Origin of the sequence: Nocardioides sp., from assembly GCF_036401255.1 — a bacterium.
Lineage (GTDB): Bacteria > Actinomycetota > Actinomycetes > Propionibacteriales > Nocardioidaceae > Nocardioides.
The window spans coordinates 1-21,727 of the sequence record NZ_DASWVI010000429.1 but is presented as its reverse complement, the minus strand read 5'-3'; the positions used below and the strand labels follow the sequence as shown (position 1 = coordinate 21,727).

18 protein-coding genes are annotated in these 21,727 nt (G+C 71.7%); 9 read left to right on the top strand and 9 right to left on the bottom strand.

Annotated elements, in window-relative coordinates:
- The 4 genes from nirB to VGD85_RS19735 form a co-directional block, all read right to left on the bottom strand.
- The coding region (gene nirB / locus VGD85_RS19750; protein ID WP_331065141.1) for a nitrite reductase large subunit NirB at nucleotides 1–2,423 on the bottom strand (2,423 nt) is incomplete at its 3' end.
- 71 nt (nucleotides 2,424–2,494) lie between these two features.
- The gene (locus VGD85_RS19745) at nucleotides 2,495–3,853 is read right to left on the bottom strand and encodes an FAD-dependent oxidoreductase (protein ID WP_331065140.1); all 1,359 of its coding nucleotides are present in this window, start codon (nucleotides 3,851–3,853) and stop codon (nucleotides 2,495–2,497) included.
- Nucleotides 3,850–6,066 (bottom strand): molybdopterin oxidoreductase family protein, encoded by a 2,217-nt coding sequence (locus VGD85_RS19740; protein ID WP_331065139.1) that lies wholly within the window; start codon nucleotides 6,064–6,066, stop codon nucleotides 3,850–3,852. The genes VGD85_RS19745 and VGD85_RS19740 overlap by 4 nt, the downstream gene beginning before the upstream one ends.
- Nucleotides 6,066–7,532: an MFS transporter gene (locus VGD85_RS19735; RefSeq protein ID WP_331065138.1), complete on the bottom strand. Its 1,467-nt coding sequence runs from the start codon at nucleotides 7,530–7,532 to the stop codon at nucleotides 6,066–6,068. The genes VGD85_RS19740 and VGD85_RS19735 overlap by 1 nt, the downstream gene beginning before the upstream one ends.
- Before the next feature lie 268 nt (nucleotides 7,533–7,800).
- On the opposite strand from VGD85_RS19735, the gene VGD85_RS19730 reads away from it, so the two are divergent.
- The 4 genes from VGD85_RS19730 (at nucleotide 7,801) to nhaA (ending at nucleotide 13,489) form a co-directional block, all read left to right on the top strand.
- Entirely contained in the window at nucleotides 7,801–8,163 is a 363-nt protein-coding gene (locus tag VGD85_RS19730) for a DUF485 domain-containing protein (RefSeq protein WP_331065137.1), read from the top strand.
- Nucleotides 8,160–9,764, top strand: a complete 1,605-nt coding sequence (locus VGD85_RS19725; RefSeq protein WP_331065136.1) for a cation acetate symporter — start codon at nucleotides 8,160–8,162, stop codon at nucleotides 9,762–9,764. Before VGD85_RS19730 ends, VGD85_RS19725 begins: the two co-directional genes overlap by 4 nt.
- A gap of 144 nt (nucleotides 9,765–9,908) precedes the next feature.
- On the top strand, nucleotides 9,909–11,891 hold the full coding sequence (acs, locus tag VGD85_RS19720; protein ID WP_331065135.1) for an acetate--CoA ligase: 1,983 nt from the start codon (nucleotides 9,909–9,911) through the stop codon (nucleotides 11,889–11,891).
- 227 nt (nucleotides 11,892–12,118) lie between these two features.
- On the top strand, nucleotides 12,119–13,489 hold the full coding sequence (nhaA, locus tag VGD85_RS19715) for a Na+/H+ antiporter NhaA (RefSeq protein WP_331065134.1): 1,371 nt from the start codon (nucleotides 12,119–12,121) through the stop codon (nucleotides 13,487–13,489).
- Here nhaA and VGD85_RS19710 read toward each other — a convergent pair.
- A complete protein-coding gene (locus VGD85_RS19710; protein ID WP_331065133.1) occupies nucleotides 13,476–13,946 on the bottom strand; it encodes a CBS domain-containing protein in 471 nt (156 codons plus the stop codon). The genes nhaA and VGD85_RS19710 overlap by 14 nt on opposite strands.
- 124 nt (nucleotides 13,947–14,070) lie before the next feature.
- On the opposite strand from VGD85_RS19710, the gene VGD85_RS19705 reads away from it, so the two are divergent.
- Together VGD85_RS19705 and VGD85_RS19700 are read left to right on the top strand one after the other, a co-directional pair.
- Nucleotides 14,071–15,345 carry an ArsB/NhaD family transporter gene (locus VGD85_RS19705; protein ID WP_331065132.1) on the top strand — a complete coding sequence of 425 codons (1,275 nt, stop codon included), beginning with the start codon at nucleotides 14,071–14,073 and terminating at the stop codon, nucleotides 15,343–15,345.
- 78 nt (nucleotides 15,346–15,423) lie between these two features.
- Nucleotides 15,424–15,825 (top strand): phage holin family protein, encoded by a 402-nt coding sequence (locus VGD85_RS19700; protein WP_331065131.1) that lies wholly within the window; start codon nucleotides 15,424–15,426, stop codon nucleotides 15,823–15,825.
- Nucleotides 15,826–15,953: 128 nt separating this feature from the next.
- Here VGD85_RS19700 and VGD85_RS19695 read toward each other — a convergent pair whose 3' ends face one another.
- The 4 genes from VGD85_RS19695 to nth are packed head-to-tail and all read right to left on the bottom strand — an operon-like array spanning nucleotide 15,954 to nucleotide 19,133.
- Nucleotides 15,954–17,129 (bottom strand): MarP family serine protease, encoded by a 1,176-nt coding sequence (locus tag VGD85_RS19695; protein ID WP_331065130.1) that lies wholly within the window; start codon nucleotides 17,127–17,129, stop codon nucleotides 15,954–15,956.
- Entirely contained in the window at nucleotides 17,126–17,827 is a 702-nt protein-coding gene (locus VGD85_RS19690) for a CoA pyrophosphatase (RefSeq protein WP_331065129.1), read from the bottom strand. Before VGD85_RS19690 ends, VGD85_RS19695 begins: the two co-directional genes overlap by 4 nt.
- A complete protein-coding gene (locus tag VGD85_RS19685; protein ID WP_331065128.1) occupies nucleotides 17,824–18,429 on the bottom strand; it encodes a TlpA disulfide reductase family protein in 606 nt (201 codons plus the stop codon). Before VGD85_RS19685 ends, VGD85_RS19690 begins: the two co-directional genes overlap by 4 nt.
- Entirely contained in the window at nucleotides 18,426–19,133 is a 708-nt protein-coding gene (gene nth, locus VGD85_RS19680) for an endonuclease III (protein WP_331065127.1), read from the bottom strand. The genes VGD85_RS19685 and nth overlap by 4 nt, the downstream gene beginning before the upstream one ends.
- A gap of 161 nt (nucleotides 19,134–19,294) precedes the next feature.
- On the opposite strand from nth, the gene VGD85_RS19675 reads away from it, so the two are divergent.
- The 3 genes from VGD85_RS19675 to VGD85_RS19665 all read left to right on the top strand — a co-directional run.
- Complete coding sequence (locus tag VGD85_RS19675; RefSeq protein WP_331065126.1) at nucleotides 19,295–19,972, top strand: Crp/Fnr family transcriptional regulator; 678 nt, start codon at nucleotides 19,295–19,297, stop codon at nucleotides 19,970–19,972.
- A gap of 119 nt (nucleotides 19,973–20,091) precedes the next feature.
- Nucleotides 20,092–20,595, top strand: coding sequence for a SigE family RNA polymerase sigma factor (locus VGD85_RS19670; RefSeq protein ID WP_331065125.1), 504 nt, complete (start codon nucleotides 20,092–20,094; stop codon nucleotides 20,593–20,595).
- On the top strand, nucleotides 20,592–21,727 hold a 1,136-nt coding region (locus VGD85_RS19665), incomplete at its 3' end, for a hypothetical protein (RefSeq protein ID WP_331065124.1). The genes VGD85_RS19670 and VGD85_RS19665, both read left to right, overlap by 4 nt.

Sequence of the window (21,727 nt, the reverse complement as noted above, 5' to 3'; positions counted from 1 at the left end):
ACGAACGAGACGAACCGGGCGAGCTTGTCGGGGTCGTCGATCGTGGCCTTCCACTCGTCGAAGTAGGAGTCGACGTGACGGGCCATCGCGGCCTCGAGCTCCGAGCCGAGCCCGAGGGCGTCGTCGACGACGATCTCGCGGACCCGGTCGAGCCCTCCGTCGAGCGAGTCGATCCAGGGTGCGGTGCGCTGGAGCCGGTCGGCGGTGCGGATGTAGTACATGAGGAACCGGTCGAGGTAGCGGATCAGCGTCTCCCGGTCGAGGTCCCCGGCCAGCAGCCGGGCGTGGGCGGGCGTCGCGCCCCCGTTGCCGCCGACGTAGAGGTTCCAGCCCTTCTCGGTCGCGATCACCCCGAAGTCCTTGGCCCGCGCCTCGGCGCACTCGCGGGCGCAGCCGCTGACGCCGCCCTTGAGCTTGTGCGGCGACCGCAAGCCGCGGTAGCGCAGCTCCAGGTCGATCGCGAGCTGGACCGAGTCCTGCACGCCGTACCGGCACCAGGTCGATCCGACGCACGACTTCACGGTGCGCAGCGACTTGCCGTAGGCGTGCCCGGACTCGAAGCCGGCGTCGACCAGCCGCCGCCAGATCGCGGGCAGCTGCTCCATGCGGGCGCCGAACAGGTCGATGCGCTGGCCGCCGGTGATCTTCGTGTAGAGGCCGAACTCCTGCGCCACCTGGCCGATGACGATCAGCTTCTCCGGCGTGATCTCGCCGCCGGGGATGCGCGGGACCACGGAGTAGGTGCCGTTGCGCTGGATGTTCGCGAGGTAGGCGTCGTTGGTGTCCTGCAGCGTGCGGGTCGGGCCCTCGAGCACGTGTCCGTTGAGCTGGGAGGCGAGGATCGAGGCGACCGTCGGCTTGCAGATGTCGCAGCCGCGGCCGCGGCCGTGCGCCTCGATGATGTCGTCGAACCGCGTGTAGCCGTGCACCGCGACGACGTCGAAGAGCTCCTGCCGGGTCAGCGAGAAGTGCTCGCACAGGCTCTTGTCGACCACCAAGCCCCTCGCCGCGAAGAACTCCTCGACGACCTTCTTCACCACGGGCTTGCAGGAGCCGCAGGTGCTGCCGGCCTTGGTGCACTTCGTGACGCAGGAGGCGCTGTCACAGGTCCCGCCCTCACCGACGACCGCGAGGATCTGGGCTTTCGTGACGTCGTTGCACGAGCAGACCTGCGCCTCGTCGGGCAGCCCGATCTCGGTCAGGGAGCGCCCGGCCGGGAGGATCAGGTCCTCGGGGGTCTCCGGGAGCGCGATGCCCGAGGCCACCATCGGGCGGAGGACGCCGTACGCCGACGCGTCGCCGACCAGGATCCCGCCGAGCAGCCGGCGGCCGTCCTCACTGATGACCAGCTTCTTGTAGACCCCCGCGACGGCGTCGGAGTAGACGAGCTCGAGCGCGCCCTCGGTCGTCGCGTGCGCGTCACCGAAGCTCGCCACGTCGACGCCGAGGAGCTTGAGCTTGGTGGACATGTCCGCGCCGGTGAACTCCCCCGCCCCGCCGAGCAGCGTGTCGACGACGACCTCGGCCATCGCGTAGCCGGGCGCCACCAGGCCGTACATCACCCCGCCGGGAGCGGCGCACTCGCCGATCGCGTAGATGTGCTCGTCGCTGGTGCGGCAGTGCTCGTCGACCAGGATCCCGCCGCGCTCGGCGACCGCCAGGTCGGCGCTCCGGCCGAGGGAGTCGCGCGGCCGGATGCCCGCGGAGAAGACCACGAGGTCCACGTCGAGCGACTTGCGGTCCTTGAGCGCCATCCCGGTGACCTTGTCGGTGCCGAGGATCGCCTCGGTCATCGCGCCGGTGTGGACCCTCAGGCCCAGCTGCTCGACGTGGCGGCTCAGGGTCCGGCCGCCCGCGGCGTCGATCTGGACCGCCATCAGCCGCGGTGCGAGCTCGACGACGTGGGTCTGCAGTCCCAGCTGGCTCAGGGCGTTGGCGGCCTCGAGCCCGAGCAGGCCGCCGCCGACGACCGCGCCGCTCTTCGCCCGCTTGGCGGCCTTGCGGATGGCCTCGAGGTCCTCGATGGTGCGGTACACGAAGACGTTGTCCAGGTCCTTGCCCGGCACCGGTGGCACGAACGGGTAGGCCCCGGTCGCCAGCACGAGCTCGTCGTAGTGCAGGTCCTCACCGGTGTTCAGCGTGACGATCCGCAGCCGCGGCGACACCGCGACGACCTCCACACCCGTGCGCAGCGTGACGCGCGGGTCGTCGTACCTCCCCTGCGGCAGCAGGCTGAGCGCCTTGGCACCGACCTCGAAGAACGACGTCAGCGCGACCCGGTCGTACGCCGGACGCCGCTCCTCGCCGATCACGGCGACGTCGTGGGTCTCGGTGAGGCCGCGCTCGATCGCGGCCTGCACGAACCGGTGGCCGACCATGCCGTGGCCGACGACGACCAGCTTCTTGCGGAGGTGGGGGCTCATGTTTTTGGGGTCCCCGCGACGTTGTTCGGCGGAGGAGCGAAGCGGGGGAGGCGAAGAACGTCGCGGGGTGTTCATACGAGGGCTCCTTCTCTGAGTAGCTCGCGGACGGCGGTGGTGCAGCCGCCGCAACCGGTGGTGGCGCGGGTGGTGTCAAGGGCCTGGTCGAACGACGCGCAGGCGCGGATCCGGCCGGCGCTGACGCCGGCGCAGGCGCAGACCTCCGCGTCGTCGGGGAGGACGACGGGCGCGGCGGCGCGCTCCGCCGTCAGCAGGGCGCCGGCCTCGTGGCGGCCGAGCACGGTGCCGCGGTCGTAGTGCTGGGTGATCAGCCCGATCCGGGAGAGGTCGCCGACCAGGGTGGCCGCGACGATCACACCGTCGCGCAGCACGAGCTTGCGGTGGCTGCCGGCGACGGGGTTGGACATCTCGACGACCTCGCCGTCGGTGTGCTCGGGGTCGCCGAGCACCGCGACATCGAGCCCGGTCGCCCGCAGCCTCGCGACGTTGCGGCTGCCGGCGTACGCAACGTCCTCGCCACGCAGGCGCCGCGCCAGCAGGCCGGCCTGCTCCCACGCCGGTGGCACGAACCCGGTGACCTGCTGGCCGTGCTGGGCGCAGTCGCCGATCGCGTGGATGCGGGGGTCGGAGGTGCACAACCGGTCGTCGACGACGATGCCACGGCGTACGTCGAGCCCGGCGCGGCGGGCGAGCGCGGTCGAGGGCCGACCGCCGGCGGTGAGCACGACGAGATCGGTCTCGAGGGTGTAGCCGTTGTCGAGCACGAGCCCGGCGTCGGTGAGCCGCACCGCACGCGCCCCGGTGTAGACACGGGTGCCGAGGCGGCCGAGGTCGCGGGCCAGGATCGCCCCGGCCTTGGCGTCCACCTGGCTGCGCAGCAGGTGGTCGCCGCCCTCGACGACCTCGGTGTCCAGGCCGCGCACCCCGAGAGCGCGCGCGACCTGGACCCCCAGGAGGCCGCCGCCGACGACGACCGCGTTGCGTGCGCCCGGCACGGCCCGCTCCAGCCGCCGACAGTCGTCGAGGCTGCGGAACGCGTGCACCCGGCCGTCGAGGCGCCCGTCCACGCGCACGAGGCCGCGGATCGGCGGCAGCGTGGGGATGCTGCCGGTGGCCAGCACCAGCCGGTCGTAGGGGACGCGGCTGCGGTCGGCGAGCTCGACCTCGCGCTCCGCGCGGTGGATCTCCACGACCCGTGCACGGAGCCGGAGGTCGACGCCGTCCGGCACCGACATCGCGATCGCGGCCGGGTCGTGGGTGCCCTCGAGCACCGCCGACAGCAGGATCCGGTTGTACGGCGGGTGCTGCTCGTCGCCGAGCAGCGTGACGTCGTGCGTGCCGGCCAGCCACTCGGCCAGCCGGGTCGCCGCCATGCCCGCGCCGACGACGACGATCCGCTCGCCGCCGCTCATGCCGGGGTCTCGATACGCTCGCTGGCGCTCGCTACTCGACCAACGATCCCGGGTTCGGTGGTCGAGTAGCCCTCGCGAGGGACGAGCGAGGGCGTCGCGGGGTCGGTGGTCGAGGGCGTCGCGGGGTCGGTGGTCGAGTAGCCCTCGCGAGGGACGAGCGAGGGCGTATCGAGGCCCACCGCCGCGGCACACACCTTGAACTCCGGCATCCTGCTGGCCGGGTCGAGCGCGTCGTGGGTGAGCCGGTTGGCGCCGACCCAGTGGAACGGCACGAACACCGTGTCCGGGCGGATCGTGGTCACGATGCGCGCGGGCGCCTTCAGCTCGCCGCGGCGCGTGGTGACGACGACGGGCTCGCCGTGGTACGCGCCGATGCGGTCCGCCAGCATCGGGTGCAGCTCGACGAACGGGCCGTCGTCGGGCAGCTCCGCGACCCGGCGGGTCTGGGCGCCGGACTGGTACTGCGCGAGCACCCGGCCGGTCGTGAGGTGGACCGGGTACGCCGTGTCCGTGGGCTCGGCCGGGCCGCGGTGCTCGACCGCGACGAACCGCGCGCGCCCGTCGGGCGTGGCGAACGACGAGCCGAACAGCCGCGGCGTGCCGGAGTGGTCGGCCGTGGGGCACGGCCAGAAGACACCACGCTCGGCGCGGATCCGGTCGTAGGTGATGCCGGCGTAGTCGGCCCGCCCGCCGCTCGAGGCGCGGCCGAGCTCGGCGAAGACCTCCTCGGCGTCGGTCGAGAACTCCACCGGGGACCCCAGACGCGAGGCGAGACCGGCGATCACCTCGAGGTCGGTGCGCACGCCCTCGGGCGGGGCGACGGCCCGCTCGCGCAGGATCACCCGGCCCTCGAGGTTGGTCATCGTGCCGGTCTCCTCGGCCCACTGCGTGACCGGCAGGACGACGTCGGCCAGCGCCGCGGTCTCGCTCATCACGAGGTCGGCGACCACGAGGAGGTCGAGGTCCGAAAGCCGCGAGGTGACGTGCGTGGCGTTGGGCGCCGACACCACGATGTTGCTGCCGAACACCAGCAGGGCCTGGGGTCCTCCGTCGGTGCCGAGCGCGTCGAGCAGCTCGTACGCCGAGCGTCCCGGGCCCGGCAGCGAGTCGGCGGGCACGCCCCACACCCGGGCGACGTGGTCGCGCGCGGCCGGGTCGTCGATCATCCGGTAGCCCGGCAGCTGGTCGGCCTTCTGCCCGTGCTCGCGGCCACCCTGGCCGTTGCCCTGGCCGGTGAGGCAGCCGTAGCCGGCGTGCTCCTTGCCGGGCATGCCGAGCGCCAGCGCGAGGTCGATCCAGGCGAGCACGGTGTCGGTGCCCTGGGCGTGCTGCTCGGCCCCGCGGGCGGTGAGGACCGTGACCCGCTCGGCCCCGGCCAGCAGCGCGGCGCACTCCCGGAGCTGCGCGGTCTCGACGCCGGTCTCGCGCTCGACCCGCTCGGGCCACCACGCGGCGATCGAGCGCCGGACCTCCTCCCAGCCGGTCGTCCGCGCGGCGACGTACTCCTCGTCGACCGCGCCCGCGGCGTCGAGGAGGTGCAGCAGCCCGAGCGCCAGCGGCAGGTCGGTGCCCGGCACCGGCTGGAGGAACAGGTCGGCCCGCTCGGCCGTCGGCGTACGACGCGGGTCGACGACGACCACGCGGCCGCCGTTCTCGCGCAGCCGGTCGAGGTGGCGTGCGGCGGGCGGCATGGTCTCGGCGAGGTTCGACCCGACCAGCACGAGCACGTCGGTGTGCTCGATGTCGGCGAGCGGGAACGGCAGCCCGCGGTCGAGCCCGAACGCCCGGTTGCCGGCCGATGCGGCCGAGGACATGCACCACCGGCCGTTGTAGTCGATCTGGCTGGTGCCGATCGCGACCCGGGCGAGCTTGCCGAGCTGGTAAGCCTTCTCGTTGGTCAGCCCGCCGCCCCCGAACACCGCGACCGCGTCCGGGCCGAGATCGGCGCGCAACTCGCGCAACCGGCCGGCGACGAGGTCGAGCGCCTCGTCCCAGCCGGCCGCGCGGAGCTCGCCGCTCTCCCGGTCGCGCAGCAGGGGTGTCGTCAACCGCTCGCGATGACCGCGCAGCGCGGTCGCCGTCCAGCCCTTGCGGCACAGCGCGCCCTCGTTGACCGGGAACTCCGGCCAGGGCTGCACCTCGAGGCTGCGTCCGGTGCGGGCAAGCGTCATGCCGCACTGGAGCGAGCAGTAGGGACAGTGGGTGTGGGTCATCAGATGCCCGCGTTGGCCAGGCTGACGTGCGCCTTCGCCTCGTGCGGCCGGCGCAGGAAGACCGCCCAGGTCACGACCGCGCAGACGACGTAGAACGCGGTGAACGCGACGAACGCGCCCTTGGTGGCCTCCATCGGCTGGTCGACCCACGGCGAGCTGAACGCGATCGGGATCAGGAACCCCCCGATCGCGCCCACGGCGCCGATGACGCCGATCGCGGCGGAGGCCTTCTTGGTGCCCGCGTGCAGCGCCGCGGCTCGCTCGGCGCTGCCCGCCGGTGTGGCGCGCTCGGCCTGGGTGCGGAAGATCGCCGGGATCATCTTGTACGTCGAGCCGTTGCCGATGCCGGTGGCGGCGAACACGCAGAGGAAGAACGCCAGGAACCACGGGAACCACGACCGGTTGTCCTCGGCGATCACGGCGCTCTGGTCGGGGTTGGGCGTGAGCTGCGTGAGCGTCCAGAGCACCGCCAGGGTGAACACGATCATCGCGGCGAACGCCGCGAGCGTGACCCGCGCGCCGCCGAACCGGTCGGCGAGCCAGCCACCGAACGGGCGCGTGGCCGAGCCGACCAGCGCGCCGAGGAACGCGTAGTAGGCGAAGTAGATGCCGGTGCCGAGCGGCGCCGGGTCGGCCACCCAGAAGTTCAGCTTGATCAGCAGCGGCATCGCCGCGGAGTAGCCGATGAACGAGCCGAAGGTGCCGATGTAGAGGAACGCCATCACCCAGGTCTGCCGCTCCTTCACGACCTGGAGCTGCTCGCGGGGCTTGGACCTCGCGGAGGTCAGGTTGTCCATGAAGAGGTACGCCGCGAGGGTCGCGACGACCGCGAGCCCGGCGTACACGTAGGCCGCGCGCTGCAGGCTGATGCCGCCGTCGGCCGCCTTGACGAGTCCGAAGATGCCGGCGCCGCCGACGATCACCGGGAGGAACAGCTGGATCAGCGAGACGCCGAGGTTGCCGCCGGCGGCGTTGAGGCCGAGCGCCGCGCCCTTCTTGGCCGCGGGGTAGAAGAAGTTGATGTTCGCCATCGAGCTCGCGAAGTTGCCGCCACCCAGACCGGCGGTCGCCGCGATCAAGCAGAACGCCCAGAACGGCGTGCCGGGGTGCTGCACCGCGACCGCGAAGCCGAGCGTCGGCACCAGCAGCAGCCCGGCGCTGACCATCGTCCAGTTGCGGCCGCCGAACCTCGGCACCGCGAACGTGTAGGGCAGCCGCAGCAGCGAGCCGACGAGGTTGGGCAGGGCGACCAGGAGGAACAGCTGCTGGGGGGTGTAGCTGAACCCCATCGAGACCAGGAACGCCGAGCTGACGCTCCAGATCAGCCACACCGAGAACCCGAGGTGCTCGGCGAAGATCGACCAGACCAGGTTGCGGAGGGCGACCTGCCGGCCGCCGTTCTCCCAGAACTCCGGCTCCTCCGGCCGCCAGTCGTCGATCCAGCGGCCCGCACGTGTCGTCGTCATGGCCCCACCCTCGGCAGCGCAGGTAACGCCCGACGCAGGGCGGCGTACCGCCGACGTCAACTTCCGCTCACGGCCTCACGGCGCTCACCGCCTCACCACCGTCCAGCGGACGGCGCCCGTCCGCGCCGACCGCTCGTCGCGCCCGACCGACCGCTCACCGATCCCGCCGGGCCGCTCGTCGCGCGCTCGTGACGCACCTCTCATCAAGCACGGCGTGCCCCTCCTACCGTGACCGCGATCACATCCCTCACGGAGAAGGGTGCCTCCAGTGTCCGACCTCGATCAGTCGACGGGCCAAGCCCATCGACACGACCCCGTCTATGACGAGCTCCACGCGACGCCTGAGTTCGACCGGCTGCGCAAGCTCTACCGTGGCTTCGCGTTCCCCGCGACCGTCGCGTTCTTCGCCTGGTACCTGCTCTACGTCGTCATGAGCAACTGGGCGACCGGCTTCATGGACACCACCATCGCCGGCAACATCAACATGGCGCTGCTGTTCGGCCTGCTGCAGTTCCTGACGACGTTCGCGATCGCCTGGCTCTACGCCCGCTACATGAACCGCAACGTCGACCCGATCGCGCGAGCGCTCGAGAAGCGGTACGACGACCGGCTCGGTGGAGGTGCGCGATGAGCTCGGACACCTTGACCGCCATCTTGTTCATCGGCGTCGTCCTGCTGACCGTCGGCATCACGTTCTGGGCGAGCCGGCAGAACAAGGGCGCGGCCGACTTCTACGCCGGCGGCCGGTCCTTCAGCGGCTTCCAGAACGGCATGGCGATCTCCGGCGACTACATGTCGGCCGCGTCGTTCCTCGGCATCTCGGGCGCGATCGCGCTCTACGGGTACGACGGGTTCCTCTACTCGATCGGCTTCCTGGTGGCGTGGCTCGTGGCCCTGCTGCTCGTCGCGGAGCTGCTGCGCAACTCCGGTCGTTACACGATGGCCGACCAGCTGGCCTACCGGATGCGGCAGCGGCCCGTCCGCACCGCCGCGTCGACCTCGACGGTCGTCGTGTCGATCTTCTACCTGCTCGCTCAGATGGTCGGCGCCGGCGCGCTCGTGGCGCTGCTGCTCGGCGCCGAGTCGCAGTCGGCGAAGAACCTCACGATCATCGGCGTCGGTCTGCTGATGGTCTTCTACGTCACGGTCGGCGGGATGAAGGGCACGACGTGGGTCCAGATCGTCAAGGCCGTGCTGCTCATGGGCGGCACGATCCTGATCACGATCCTGGTGCTCGCGAAGTTCGACTTCAACTTCTCCGAGCTCCTCGGGGCGGCCGCGTCCAACACCGGCAAGGGTGATGCGTTCCTCCAGCCCGGCCTGAAGTACGGCATCGACACGACGTCGAAGATCGACTTCCTCAGCCTGGGCCTCGCACTCGTGCTCGGTACGGCGGGCCTGCCGCACATCCTGATCCGTTTCTACACGGTGCCGACCGCCAAGGCGGCGCGCACCTCTGTGCTCTGGGCCATCGGCCTGATCGGCGCCTTCTACCTGATGACGCTCGCGCTGGGCTTCGGCGCCGCGGCGCTGCTGGACACCGGCGCCGGGAGCAAGGTGGCGGCCTCGGGCGGCAACCTCGCCTCTCCGCTGCTGGCCGAAGCCGTCGGCGGCGGCGACGGCACCACCGGCGGCGCGGTGCTGCTCGCGCTGATCTCGGCGGTGGCGTTCGCGACGATCCTCGCGGTGGTCGCCGGACTGACGCTGACCTCGGCGTCGTCGGTCGCCCACGACCTCTACGCGACCGTGTTCAAGAAGGGCAAGGCGACCGAGCGCGACGAGGTGCGGGTGGCCCGGATCTCGGCGTTCGTGATCGGCGGCGTCGCGATCGCCCTGGCGATCCCGGCGCAGAAGCTCAACATCGCGTTCCTCGTGGCGCTGGCCTTCGCGGTCGCCGCCTCGGCGAACCTCCCGTCGCTGATCTACAACCTGTTCTGGCGGCGGTTCAACACCCGGGGCGCGACCTGGGCGATCTACGGCGGCCTGATCGCGAGCGTCGGGCTGGTCTTCTTCTCGCCGGTGGTCTCCGGCTCGGAGACCGCACTGTTCACCGGACACGACTGGTCGTACTTCCCGTTGAGCAACCCCGGCATCATCTCGATCCCGCTGGGCTTCTTCTTCGGCTGGCTCGGGACCGTGACGTCCGACGAGCCGGACACCGCCGCCCGGTTCACCGAGCTCGAGGTGCGCGCCTTCACCGGTGCGGGCGCCGAGCAGGCCGTCCGGCACTGACACACCGGCACCACATCTCGGGGGAAGGGTGCCCGGCGACCCCTGTCGCCGGGCACCCGGCCACGTTTCCGGCCGGCACTAGTGTGGCCCGTACCACAGTGCTTGCCCCGTCCGATTCGAACCGTTCGACGCACAGGAGCAGAAGTGAGCGACGAGACCCTGTCCAACCTCCTCAAGGAGGACCGCCGTTTCGAGCCGCCCGCGCAGATCGCCGCGGACGCCAACCTCAAGGCGGACGCCTACGACCGGGCGGCCGCCGACCCGGAGGCGTTCTGGGCCGAGCAGGCTGAGCGGCTCGACTGGGACCAGCGCTGGGACCGGGTGCTCGACTGGGACGACCCGCCGTTCGCCAAGTGGTTCGTGGGCGGCCGGATCAACGCGGCGTACAACTGTGTCGACCGCCACGTCGCCGCCGGCCGCGGCGACAAGGTCGCGCTGCACTGGGTCGGCGAGCCGCTCGACGACACGCGTGACATCACCTACGCCGAGCTCCAGGACGAGGTCTGCCGGGCCGCCAACGCGCTGACCGACCTGGGTGTGCGCACCGGCGACCGGGTCGCGATCTACCTGCCGATGATCCCCGAGGCCGTGGTCGCGATGCTCGCGTGCGCCCGCATCGGCGCCCCGCACACCGTCGTCTTCGGCGGGTTCTCCGCCGACGCCCTCGCCTCCCGGCTCGACGACTGCCAGGCCAAGGTCGTGATCACCTCCGACGGCGGCTACCGCCGCGGCTCGGCCTCCGCGCTCAAGCCCGCCGTCGACGAGGCCCGCACCAAGACCGACGTGGTCGAGAAGGTGCTCGTCGTGCGCCGCACCGGCCAGGACGTCGCCTGGGACGACAGCGTCGACGTGTGGTGGCACGACGCGGTCGGGTCGGCCTCGAACCAGCACGAGTGCGAGTTCTTCGACGCCGAGCACCCGCTCTACGTCATGTACACCTCCGGCACCACCGGCAAGCCCAAGGGCATCCTGCACACGACGGGCGGCTACCTCGTGGGCACGTCGTACACCCACTGGGCGGTCTTCGACCTCAAGCCCGACACGGACGTCTACTGGTGCTCGGCCGACATCGGCTGGGTCACCGGCCACTCCTACATGGTCTACGGGCCGCTCGCGAACGGCGCGACCCAGGTCATGTACGAAGGCACGCCCGACAGCCCCGAGCGTGGCCGCTGGTGGAAGATCATCGAGGACTACCGGGTCACGATCTTCTACACGGCCCCGACCGCGATCCGCTCGTTCATGAAGCAGGGCCGCGAGATCCCCGACAAGCACGACATGTCGAGCCTGCGGATCCTGGGCTCGGTCGGCGAGCCGATCAACCCCGAGGCCTACGTCTGGTATCGCCACGTCATCGGCGGCGACCGCACCCCGGTGGTCGACACCTGGTGGCAGACCGAGACCGGCATGATCATGATCAGCCCGCTCCCGGGCGTCACGGCGGGCAAGCCCGGGTCGGCGATGACGCCGATCCCGGGTGTCGGCGCGGAGGTCGTCAACGACGAGGGCGACCCGGTCCCGAACGGGTCCGGCGGCTACCTGGTGCTCACCTCGCCGTGGCCCTCGATGCTGCGCACCATCTGGGGCGACGACCAGCGGTTCAAGGACACCTACTGGTCCCGCTTCGCCAAGCAGGGCTACTACTTCGCCGGCGACGGGGCGAAGAAGGACGAGGACGGCGACATCTGGGTGCTCGGCCGCGTCGACGACGTCATGAACGTCTCCGGCCACCGGCTCTCCACCACGGAGATCGAGTCCGCGCTCGTGTCGCACCCCAAGGTCGCCGAGGCCGCGGTCGTCGGCGCCAAGGACGAGGACACCGGCCAGGCGGTCTGCGCGTTCGTGATCCTGCGCGAGTCTGCGCTGGATTCTGGGGGAAGCGACGGCGGCGACGACATCGTCGCCGAGCTGCGTCAGCACGTGCGCAAGGAGATCGGCCCGATCGCCACCCCGCGCCAGATCATGATCGTCCCCGAGCTGCCCAAGACCCGCTCCGGCAAGATCATGCGGCGCCTCCTGCGCGACGTGGCCGAGCACCGCGAGGTCGGCGACGTCACCACCCTCGCCGACTCCTCGGTGATGGACCTGATCTCGGCCAAGCAGGACGAGGGCAGGTCCGAGGACTGATCCGACGCCGAGTCGGCGCCAGTTTCCCGCGGGGCCACGCCGAGTCGGCGCCAGTTTCCCGCGGGGCCACGCCGAGTCGGCGCCAGTTTCCCGCGGGGCCATGCCGAGTCGGCGCCAGTTCCCGGAAACTGGCGCCGACTCGGCATCCATGCGCTCGGTAGGCTGGGACCCGGTGAGCCGGGAAGTCTGGTCGGCACGTCCGTCCGCCGACCCCCAGGAGTCCTGCCGTGCCCGACCACCACGCCCACGACCACGCCCACGACCACGCCCACGACCAGGCCCACGACGCCGGTCCCCCCGGGGCCGGACGACCCCGGCTCTTCGCCCGCGGGTCGTTCCTCGAGTCCTCCCGCACCGCGAACATCCTGCGCGCCGAGACGACCGGCGGCCTGCTGCTGATCACCGCGGCCACGATCGCGATCGTGTGGGCGAACACCCCCTGGTCGCAGTCGTACGCCGACCTGCGCGACCTCCGCGTCGGGCCGGCGTCGTGGCACCTCGACCTCACGCTGGGGGCCTGGGCGGCCGACGGGCTGCTCGCCATCTTCTTCTTCGTCGCCGGGTTGGAGCTCAAGCGCGAGTTCGTCGCCGGCGACCTGCGCGACCCGCGACGCGCCGCGCTGCCCGTGGTCGCGGCCGTGGGCGGGATGCTCGTCCCGGCACTGGTCTACACCCTCGTCAACGTCGCCGGGGACGGTGACCTGAGCGGGTGGGCCATCCCCACCGCGACCGACATCGCGTTCGCGGTCGCGATCCTCGCGGTGATCAGCACCCACCTGCCCTCCGGGCTGCGGACCTTCCTGCTCACCCTCGCCGTGGTGGACGACCTGCTGGCGATCACGGTGATCGCGGTGTTCTACACCAGCCACCTGGAGCTGGCCTACCTCGGCCTGGCCCTGCTGCCGGTCGCCGCCTTCGCGCTCCTCGTGCAGCGCGGCGTGCACGCCTGGTGGCTGCTCCTCCCGCTCGCCGTCGCGACCTGGATGCTGGTCCACGAGTCCGGGGTGCACGCGACCGTCGCCGGCGTGCTCCTCGGCTTCACGGTCCCGGTGCTGCGCACCGGCGGGCACGGCGACCGGGGCCTGGCCGAGCACCTCGAGCACCTGGTCCGGCCGGTGTCCGCCGGCGTCGCCGTACCCGTCTTCGCGTTCTTCGCCGCCGGCGTCGCCGTCGGCGGCTGGGACGGGCTGACGAGCGCCCTCACCGACCCGGTCGCGCTCGGCATCGTCGCCGGCCTGGTCCTCGGGAAGCCGATCGGCATCGTGGTGTTCACCTGGTTGCTGCACACGTTCACCCACGCCGACCTCGACGACGAGCTCTCCTGGGTCGATGTCCTCGGGATGGCGATGCTCGCGGGCATCGGCTTCACGGTGTCGCTGCTGATCGGCGAGCTGGCCTTCGGCGAGAGCTCGGCGCTCGGGGAGCACGTGAAGGTCGCCGTCCTCGTCGGGTCGCTGGCCGCCGCGGCGCTCGCCGCCGTCGTGCTCCGCCTGCGCAACCGGGTCTACCGCCGCCTCTGCGAGGCGGAGGAACGCGACACCGACGCCGACGGCGTACCGGACCTGTTCGAGGAGCAGGCCGCCGTCAGGGACCGGTGATCCGGCCCGGGAGGAGCTGCTCGAGCACGGTCGGCAGGGTCACGACCCCCAGCAGCGGCGAGGACTTCCCGGGGGTCTCGACCACCGCCACGAGCGCGCTGCGCTCGGAGGCCATCAGCGCGGCCACCTCCAGCACGCTGTCGTCCGGCCCGACCACCGGGAGTTTGGGCAGCTCCTTGGGCATCAGCTCGGCGACGGTCTTGTCGGCGAGCACGTCGCACATCTGCTCGATGAACTGGTCGTCGACCACGCCCGCGAGGTTGGGGTCGTCGCGGATGTAGCCCGGGATCACCAGGCGCAGCACCTGCCAGCCGGGCAGGACGGCCACCGGGTGGCGCCGGTCGTCGACGACGATCAGGCCCTGCCGATGTTCCTCGGTGAGCACCCTGGCGGCGTCGACCGCACCACTGTGCAGACCGACGGTCGGGTGCGGCTGAGCGAGCTCGCGTGCCTTCACGCCGCCGACGCTATCCCACTCCCTCCCTCCGGCTCGACAACCGACGGCGCGCCCGGGATAGGGTCGGTCGCGGTGCGCCGGGAAGCCTGGTCGGCATTGTCGTCTCGACCCCTCAGGAGCCGCCGTGGCCATCGCCGCCGTCATCATCTTCCTCGGCGCCTACGCGCTGCTGGTCACCGAGAAGGTCCACCGCACCAAGGTCGCCCTCGGCGGCGCGGCCCTGATGCTGCTGCTGCGCATCACCGACGGCGAGCACGCGTTCTTCTCCGACCACACCGGCATCGAGTGGAACGTCATCTTCCTGCTGCTCGGGATGATGATGATGGTCTCGATCATCCGGCGCACCGGTGCCTTCGAGTACGTCGCGATCTGGGCCGCCAAGCGGACCCGCGGGCGCCCCTACCCGCTGATGGTGATGCTGTGCGTGCTGACGGCGGTCGCGTCCGCGCTCCTGGACAACGTCACCACGGTCCTGCTGATCGCCCCTGTCACGTTCCTGGTCTGCCAGCGCCTCGGGCTGCGCCCGGTGCCGTTCCTCATCGCGGAGGTCTTCGCGTCGAACATCGGCGGCGCCGCGACCCTGGTCGGCGACCCGCCGAACATCATCATCGCCGCGCGGGCGGATCTGACGTTCAACGACTTCCTGGTCCACATGGCGCCGATCGTCGTCGTGCTGATGGTCGTGTTCAGCCTCCTGTGCCGGTGGCTGTTCCGCGCCGAGTTCACCTACGACGCCGAGCGGGCGGAGTCGGTGATGCGCCTCAACGAGCGGGAGGCGATCACGGACCCGCGGCTGCTCGTGAAGTCGCTGGCGGTGTTGACGCTCGTCGTACTCGCCTTCGTCCTGCACCCGGTGCTGCACTACGAGCCCTCGGTGGTCGCCCTCCTGGGCGCGGGGCTGCTGCTGCTGATCACCGACGTCGACACCACCGAGGCCCTGGCGGACGTCGAGTGGCCGACGCTGGCGTTCTTCGCGGGACTGTTCATCATGGTCGGCGGCCTCGTCGAGACCGACGTGATCTCCAAGGTCTCGGAGGCGACCGCAGACGCGACCGACGGCCGCCTCGGCCTGGCCTCGATGGTCCTGCTCGGGGGCTCCGCGGTCTTGTCGGCGATCGTCGACAACATCCCGTACGTCGCCACCATGAGCCCGATCGTCTCCGACCTCGCCGCCGGCCACGGCAGCGCGGGCCACGTGCTGTGGTGGGCCCTCGCGCTCGGCGCGGACCTCGGCGGCAACGCCACGGCGGTCGGCGCGTCGGCCAACGTGGTCGCCCTCGGGCTCGCCGACCGCGAGGGGCACCACATCGGGTTCTGGGAGTTCACCAAGTACGGCCTCGTCGTGACCGCGGTGACCGTCACGCTGTGCGTCCCGTACCTCTGGCTGCGCTACCTCTGAGCCACCTCCGAGCCATCGCCGGGCCCCACGGTGGGTAAGGTCGGTCCCGTCACTGACCCACTCGACCGGGGGATGCACATGACCCAGCAGGTGAACGACCAGGACCCGACCATCGGCCGTCTGGTCCACGACGCCAGCCGGGACATCTCCACGCTGATCCAGAAGGAGATCCAGCTCGCCAAGTCCGAGCTGAAGGTCAGCGTCCAGGCGGGCGGCATCGGGATCGGCCTCTTCGCCGCGGCCGGGTTCATCGCGGTGCTCGCGGTGATCATGCTCTCGGTCGCGATCGCCTACTTCATCAACTGGAACGGCGACGGCCTCGCCCTGCACTGGGCGTTCCTCATCGTGTTCGGGTTCTACCTGCTGCTCGCGGGCCTGCTGGTGTTCGTCGGCATCCGCAAGGTCAAGCAGGTCCGTGCCCCCGAGCGGGCGATCGAGCAGGGCCGGGAGATCCCGAAGGCGCTCAAGGGCAAGGCATAGCGAGGACGCGTCAGCGGACTCGCTGATGGTGGTCGCCCTTCGAGACGCCTCGTCCCTCGGCTCCTCAGGAACCGCAGCCGCGCGATCGGCGTGTCGAGACCCAGTTGGCTACGGGGTCATCAGCCCGCTCAACCCGCACACCCGCCCGTCGAGACCTGGCTGGAGCTGCTGAGCCCCGCGGCGGCGGCCGCGGACACCTGGCCGGCGGTCAGCGCGTAGCCGGTGTCGTGGTCGGTGACCGATGCCGCGAACACCACCCCGACCACGTCACCGGCCGAGGAGACGATCGGTCCGCCTGAGTTGCCGGGCAGGATCCGCCCGCGCAGCGAGAACACCTCGCGGATCACGGCGCCGTCGCCGTAGATGTTCGGTGAGCGCAGCCGCTGCTCGGAGCGGATCCGCGCAGGCTCGACGTGGTAGGGCCCGTCCTGGGGGTAGCCGAGGACCGCGACTCCGTCGGAGGCTCCGGCATCCCGGTCGAAGCGCAGCGCGGGCAGGTCGCCGCTGTCGAAGGACAGCACCGCGACGTCGATGTCGGGGTTGTAGTAGACGACGTCCGCCGGCACCGCGTCGTCGTCGACCACCACCTCGGGGTCGTCGATGCCCGCGACGACGTGCGCGTTGGTCATCAGCCGGTTGCCGGCGTACAGGAAGCCGGACCCCTCCACGCCACGCCCGCACTCGTTGGTGCCCCGGATCTTCAGGACGCTCGCCCCGGCGCGCTCCACGTCGGGGTCCTCGAGCAGCCGCTTGGGTCCCGGCCCGACCTCGATGATGCGCTCGGGGGCGAACGGCTCGAGGTAGCGCGGGAAGAAGCTGGTGCCGACGACGTCGTTGAACGCCTGCAGGGCGCCGTCGGCGGCCCCGGGCATCACCTCGTCGACGTGGGAGAGCACCGTCGAGCTGCGCACCAGCGGGGTGATGCCGCCGATCCGGGAGCCCGAGATCGCGACGCCGAGCGCCCACGAGACGAGGAGTACGGCGAGGGCGCTGAGCAGTGCGCCGCCGACGGCGTCGAGCGCCCGCGCCGGCTGCCAGGTGATCTTGGCCCGGATCCGGGCGCCGGCGAACTGCAGCACCGCCTGCCCCAGGGACGCCGAGAGGATCACGATGAACAGCGCGCCCAGGGAGACCATCAGCGACGGGTTCGCGTCACCGAGGGCGACCGGCGCCAGCCACACACCGAACAGGCCGCCGAGGAGGAGCCCGCCGGTCGCGAACGCGCCGGTGATGAAGCCCTGCCAGTAGCCCGAGAGCGCGTAGGCGAGGACCAGGACGACCAGCAGCCAGTCCAGGAGGTTCACCGGTGTTCCTCCTCGATGTCCAGCAGGTCGTCGTCGGCGTCGCGTCCACGCCGATCCTGCAGCATGTGGGGAGGTAGGTCGCGCAGGCGCGACTCGTCCCACGGCCGGGTCCAGCCGAGGAAGTCGAACAGCCGGGCGATGATGCCGCCGGTGAAGCCCCACAAGATGACGTCGTGGTCGGGGCCGATCAGGAAGCCCGGGCTCTGGTAGCCGCCGCGGGGATGGCGCACGGTCACCCGGTGCTCGGGATCGAGCAGCTCGGCGATGGGCACGTGGTGGATGGCGTGCACCTCGGCACGGCTGACGATGCCGACCGACCCGGGCTCGCGCCACCACCCGAGCACGGGCGTCACGGCGAAGTTGCTCGGCGGCAACCAGAGCTCCGGGAGCCGCCCGAAGACCTCGACGGAGGCCGGCTCGACCCCGACCTCCTCCTCGGCCTCGCGCAGCGCGGCCTCGACGGGCGTCTCCCCGGGGTCGATCGAGCCGCCCGGGAACGACACCTGCCCCGGATGGGAGCGCATGTCGTGGGCCCGCTCGGTGAGCAGCAGCTCGCCGCCTTGCTCACCCTCGCCGAACAGCATCAGCACCGCACCGCGCCGGGCGTCGCCACCCGGCGGCGGGGTGAACCTCGTCAGCTGGTCGGCGGAGATCGCGGCCGCGCCGTCACGCACCGGCACCAGCCAGTCCGGGATCACAGGCTGGTCCCGAGGTGCTCGTCGACCAGGCCGACGAGCTCGTCGTAGGAGTCGACGCCACCGAACTGCTGATAGGCGATCTCGCCGTCGGCGTCGATGATCGCGAGGTAGGGGTACCCCCGGATCAGGGGGAAGGGGTCTCGGCTGCTCAGGTCGCCGCCCGGGTCGGCGAGCTGGGGATAGGTGACGCCGAGGTCGCCGGCGAACTCGAGCGCCGCGGCCGGCTGGGTGTCGGTCGAGTCGATGCCGAGCACCGGGACCTCGTCGCCGTGCCGCTCGTAGAACTCCTGCAGCGCCGGCATCTCCTTGCGGCACGGCTGGCAGAAGGACTGCCAGAGGTTGACGATGAGCGGCCCCCGCAGCGTGGACAGGTCGACGTCGGGGCCGCCGCCCAGGCACGGCAGGGTCAGGTCGGGCAGCCCGCCGCCGTCGGCCGGGCCCGGGACGCAGGTCTCGATGCCGGTCTGCTTCTTGAGGGCGCGCAGCTGCGGGGTGTCGACGTCGACCTTGGCCTGGCCGGGCGGCTGGGGCACGTCCGCGGAGTCGCACGCGGTCAGCACCAGCAGCGCCGCGGCGAGCGCGGCCGGGAGGAGTCGCCTCATGCGCGGCCCTCGGTCTTCACCAGCTTCGCCGCCGCGACGGGGTCGGTCGGCCCCTCGCCGTACGCCGGGCACCACGTCGCCACCGGACAGGCGCCGCACGCGGGGTTGCGCGCGTGGCAGACGCGCCGGCCGTGCCAGATCAGGTGGTGGCTGAGCATCGTCCAGTCGCGCTTCTCGAACAGGTCGCCGACCGCGTGCTCGACCTTGACGGGGTCGGTCTCCTCGGTCCAGCGGAACCGGCGGGCGAGCCGGCCGAAGTGGGTGTCGACGGTGATGCCGGGGATCCCGAAGGCGTTGCCGAGCACGACGTTGGCGGTCTTGCGCCCCACGCCCGGCAGCTGGACGAGGTCCTCGAGCCGGGGCGGCACCTCGCCGCCGTGCCGCTCGACCAGCGCGGCGCTCAGCTTGAGCAGCGACTCGGTCTTGGCCCGGAAGAAGCCCAGCGGACCGACGATGCCCTCGAGGGTGGCGCGGTCGGCCGCGGCCATCGCCTTGGCGTCGGGGTAGGCCGCGAACAGCGTGGGCCGCACCGCGTTGACGCGCTTGTCGGTGGTCTGCGCCGAGAGGACGGTCACGACGAGGAGCTCGAAGGGGTTGTCGAAGTCGAGCTCGCACCGGGCGTCGGGGTAGGTCTCGGCGAGCACCCGGTCGATCTTGCGGGCGCGGCGGACCAGACCGGTGCGGGTCTCGGAGGCGGCAGGCACGGCCCAAGGGTACGGCGGGGCACCGACGCCGCGGCTTGCTGACCAGCGTGGGGCGGCCGCCGCAGGGCGACATACGCCGGGCGGTTGTTCCTGTGACCTTCCCCACTGGATAGGATCAGTGCGGATCCCGTGTGCAGCGGGCCATTCTTGAGGAGGAACCCGTGGACAACGACGTGCTCCGTCAGGCTCCGCTCTTCAGCGCGCTCGACGACGAGGCCGCGAGTGCGCTGCGCGCCTCGATGACCGAGAGCAAGCTGCGCCGCGGCGACGTCTTGTTCCACGAGGGAGACTCCGGCGACAAGCTCTACATCGTGCTGGACGGCAAGGTGAAGCTCGGCCGCACCTCCTCCGACGGCCGCGAGAACCTCCTCGCGATCCTGGGCCCGGGCCAGATGTTCGGCGAGCTGTCGCTGTTCGACCCCGGCCCGCGCTCGGCCACGGTGACGGCGGTCACGGACGCGACGTTCGGCTCGCTCTCCCACGAGGACCTCCTGCGCTGGCTCGAGGGCCGCCCGGTGGTCGCCCGCGGCCTGCTCGCCCAGCTCGCCGGCCGCCTGCGCAAGGCCAACGACGTCGTGGCCGACCTGGTCTTCTCCGACGTCCCGGGTCGCGTCGCCAAGGCGCTGCTCGACCTCGCCGACCGCTTCGGCCGCACCGCCGACGACGGCGTGCACGTCCACCACGACCTCACCCAGGAGGAGCTGGCCCAGCTGGTCGGCGCCTCCCGCGAGACGGTCAACAAGGCGCTCGCCGACTTCGCCTCCCGCGGCTGGCTGCGCCTCGAGCCCCGCTCGGTCGTGATCATGGACGTCGACCGCCTGGGCCGCCGCGCCCGTTGATCCGGGAGTTCTGACACTCGAGTCGGGCCTTCTGACGCTCGAGCCGAGGACTCTGGCGTCCGGTGACCCCCGAACGACACCCACGTTGCGTAGGACGGGGTGAAAGGGGGCTCGGACCCGTGCCAGCAGACACCAGCGAGGACACGTTCCACGCGTTCGTCGTGGCGCGGACCCCTGCCCTGTCGCGTACGGCGTACCTCCTCACCGGGGACGCCCATCTCGCGGAGGATCTCGTGCAGACAGCGCTGTTCAAGGCGGCGAAGAGCTGGCACCGCATCGAGGGTGATCCGGAGCCCTACGTCCGGCGCATCCTCTACACCCAGAACGTCTCCTGGTGGCGGCAGCGCCGGCACGTCCGCGAGCAGGCGCTCGGGACGTACGACGTCCCCGCGCGACCGGTCGACTCGGACCTGCGGCTCACCCTCGAGGAGGCTCTGGGCCGGCTCACCGTCCGGCAGCGGACGGTGCTGGTGCTGCGCTACTTCGAGGACCTGACCGAGGTGCAGACCGCGGGCGTCCTCGGCATCGGGCCGGGCACGGTCAAGTCGATCGGCCGCCAGGCGCTGGCCCGGTTGCGCCAGCTCGCCCCGGAGCTCGCCGAGCTGGTGGGGGAGCCGTCATGACGCTCCATGACGAGCTGCAGCGGATCGCCGATCGCGCGCCGGTCGCCGACGTACCTTCCGACACCTGGCGTCGCGCCCGTCGCGCCCGCACCCGCGACCGGGCCCTGGCGCTCTCCGCCGCTGCCGCCGCCGTCGCTCTCGTCATCGGCGCGGTCACTTGGCTGCCCCACCGTGCCGAGCCGCCGATCGCCGACTCCGACGCGCTCGGTGTCCCCGACCACCTCTACGCCGTCCCCGAGCGGATGTCGGACCGCGACAACGACGGCTCCTGGATGCGCGACGAGGTCACCGACGACCCCACCGTCGTCGGCGTGGGCGCGGCCGCATGGGTGACCTACCAGGGTCTCCCCGTGGTCGTCGGCGCAGCCGATGGCCGCTACCACCTGCTGGACCTCCCCGACTTCGTCGGCAACAACTGGGCTTCCGCCGTCGGACTCGACAGCCCGGTGGTCGCGCTGTCCCCCGATGGGCGGGAGCTGGCCTACGGGTACGCCGTCTTCGGAGCAGACTCCACCACCGAGCCCATCCCGAGCGGGATCCGGGTCGTGGACCTCACGACCGGCGACCTGCGCCAGGTGCCGGTGCCGGGCAAGGAGGGCACGGTCATCAGCCGGATCGAGTGGTCACCGGGCGGGTCCTGGCTGGCGTTCACCGGAGTGCCGCAGGACACCTGGACCCGGATGTCGATGGCCAGCCATGGCCGGGCGGTCCTCGGCCGGATCGCACCCGACGCCCAGCACGCCGAGACCCGAGCCGTCGGCAACAGCGACGTTCCGCTGTCGGTCGACGACGGGGGCACCGTCCTGTGGCGCAACGGGGGGCTGCACACCTGGGGTACCGGGCGACCTCGTCCCGGCAGCCTCGAGGCACTGGGCAGGATCGCGGACGGGCGCTGGCTCGTGCGCACGGGGACAGCCGACAACGACGTCTTGTCGGTGACCGACCCCGACACCGGGCGCCGCCACATCCTCGTCGACATCATCGGCATCGACGGCTCACTCTCCGTCGCGACCGACCTGATGCCACCCAACCGCCTCACCGTGCACCGTCCCGAGCCTGACTGGCCGGTCTCGGAGGAGCGGCTCTCACTCCTGATCGGCCTCGGCGTCGCGGCGGCGATCGCGGTGCTCCT

Bases quoted from the DNA above. Each gene is read 5' to 3' on its own strand.
- VGD85_RS19700 (WP_331065131.1), top strand. From the start codon at position 15,424: ATGACCCAGCAGGTGAACGACCAGGACCCGACCATCGGCCGTCTGGTC.
- VGD85_RS19745 (WP_331065140.1), bottom strand. From the start codon at position 3,853: ATGAGCGGCGGCGAGCGGATCGTCGTCGTCGGCGCGGGCATGGCGGCG.
- VGD85_RS19735 (WP_331065138.1), bottom strand. From the start codon at position 7,532: ATGACGACGACACGTGCGGGCCGCTGGATCGACGACTGGCGGCCGGAG.
- VGD85_RS19740 (WP_331065139.1), bottom strand. From the start codon at position 6,066: ATGACCCACACCCACTGTCCCTACTGCTCGCTCCAGTGCGGCATGACG.
- VGD85_RS19725 (WP_331065136.1), top strand. From the start codon at position 8,160: ATGAGCTCGGACACCTTGACCGCCATCTTGTTCATCGGCGTCGTCCTG.
- VGD85_RS19685 (WP_331065128.1), bottom strand. From the start codon at position 18,429: ATGAGGCGACTCCTCCCGGCCGCGCTCGCCGCGGCGCTGCTGGTGCTG.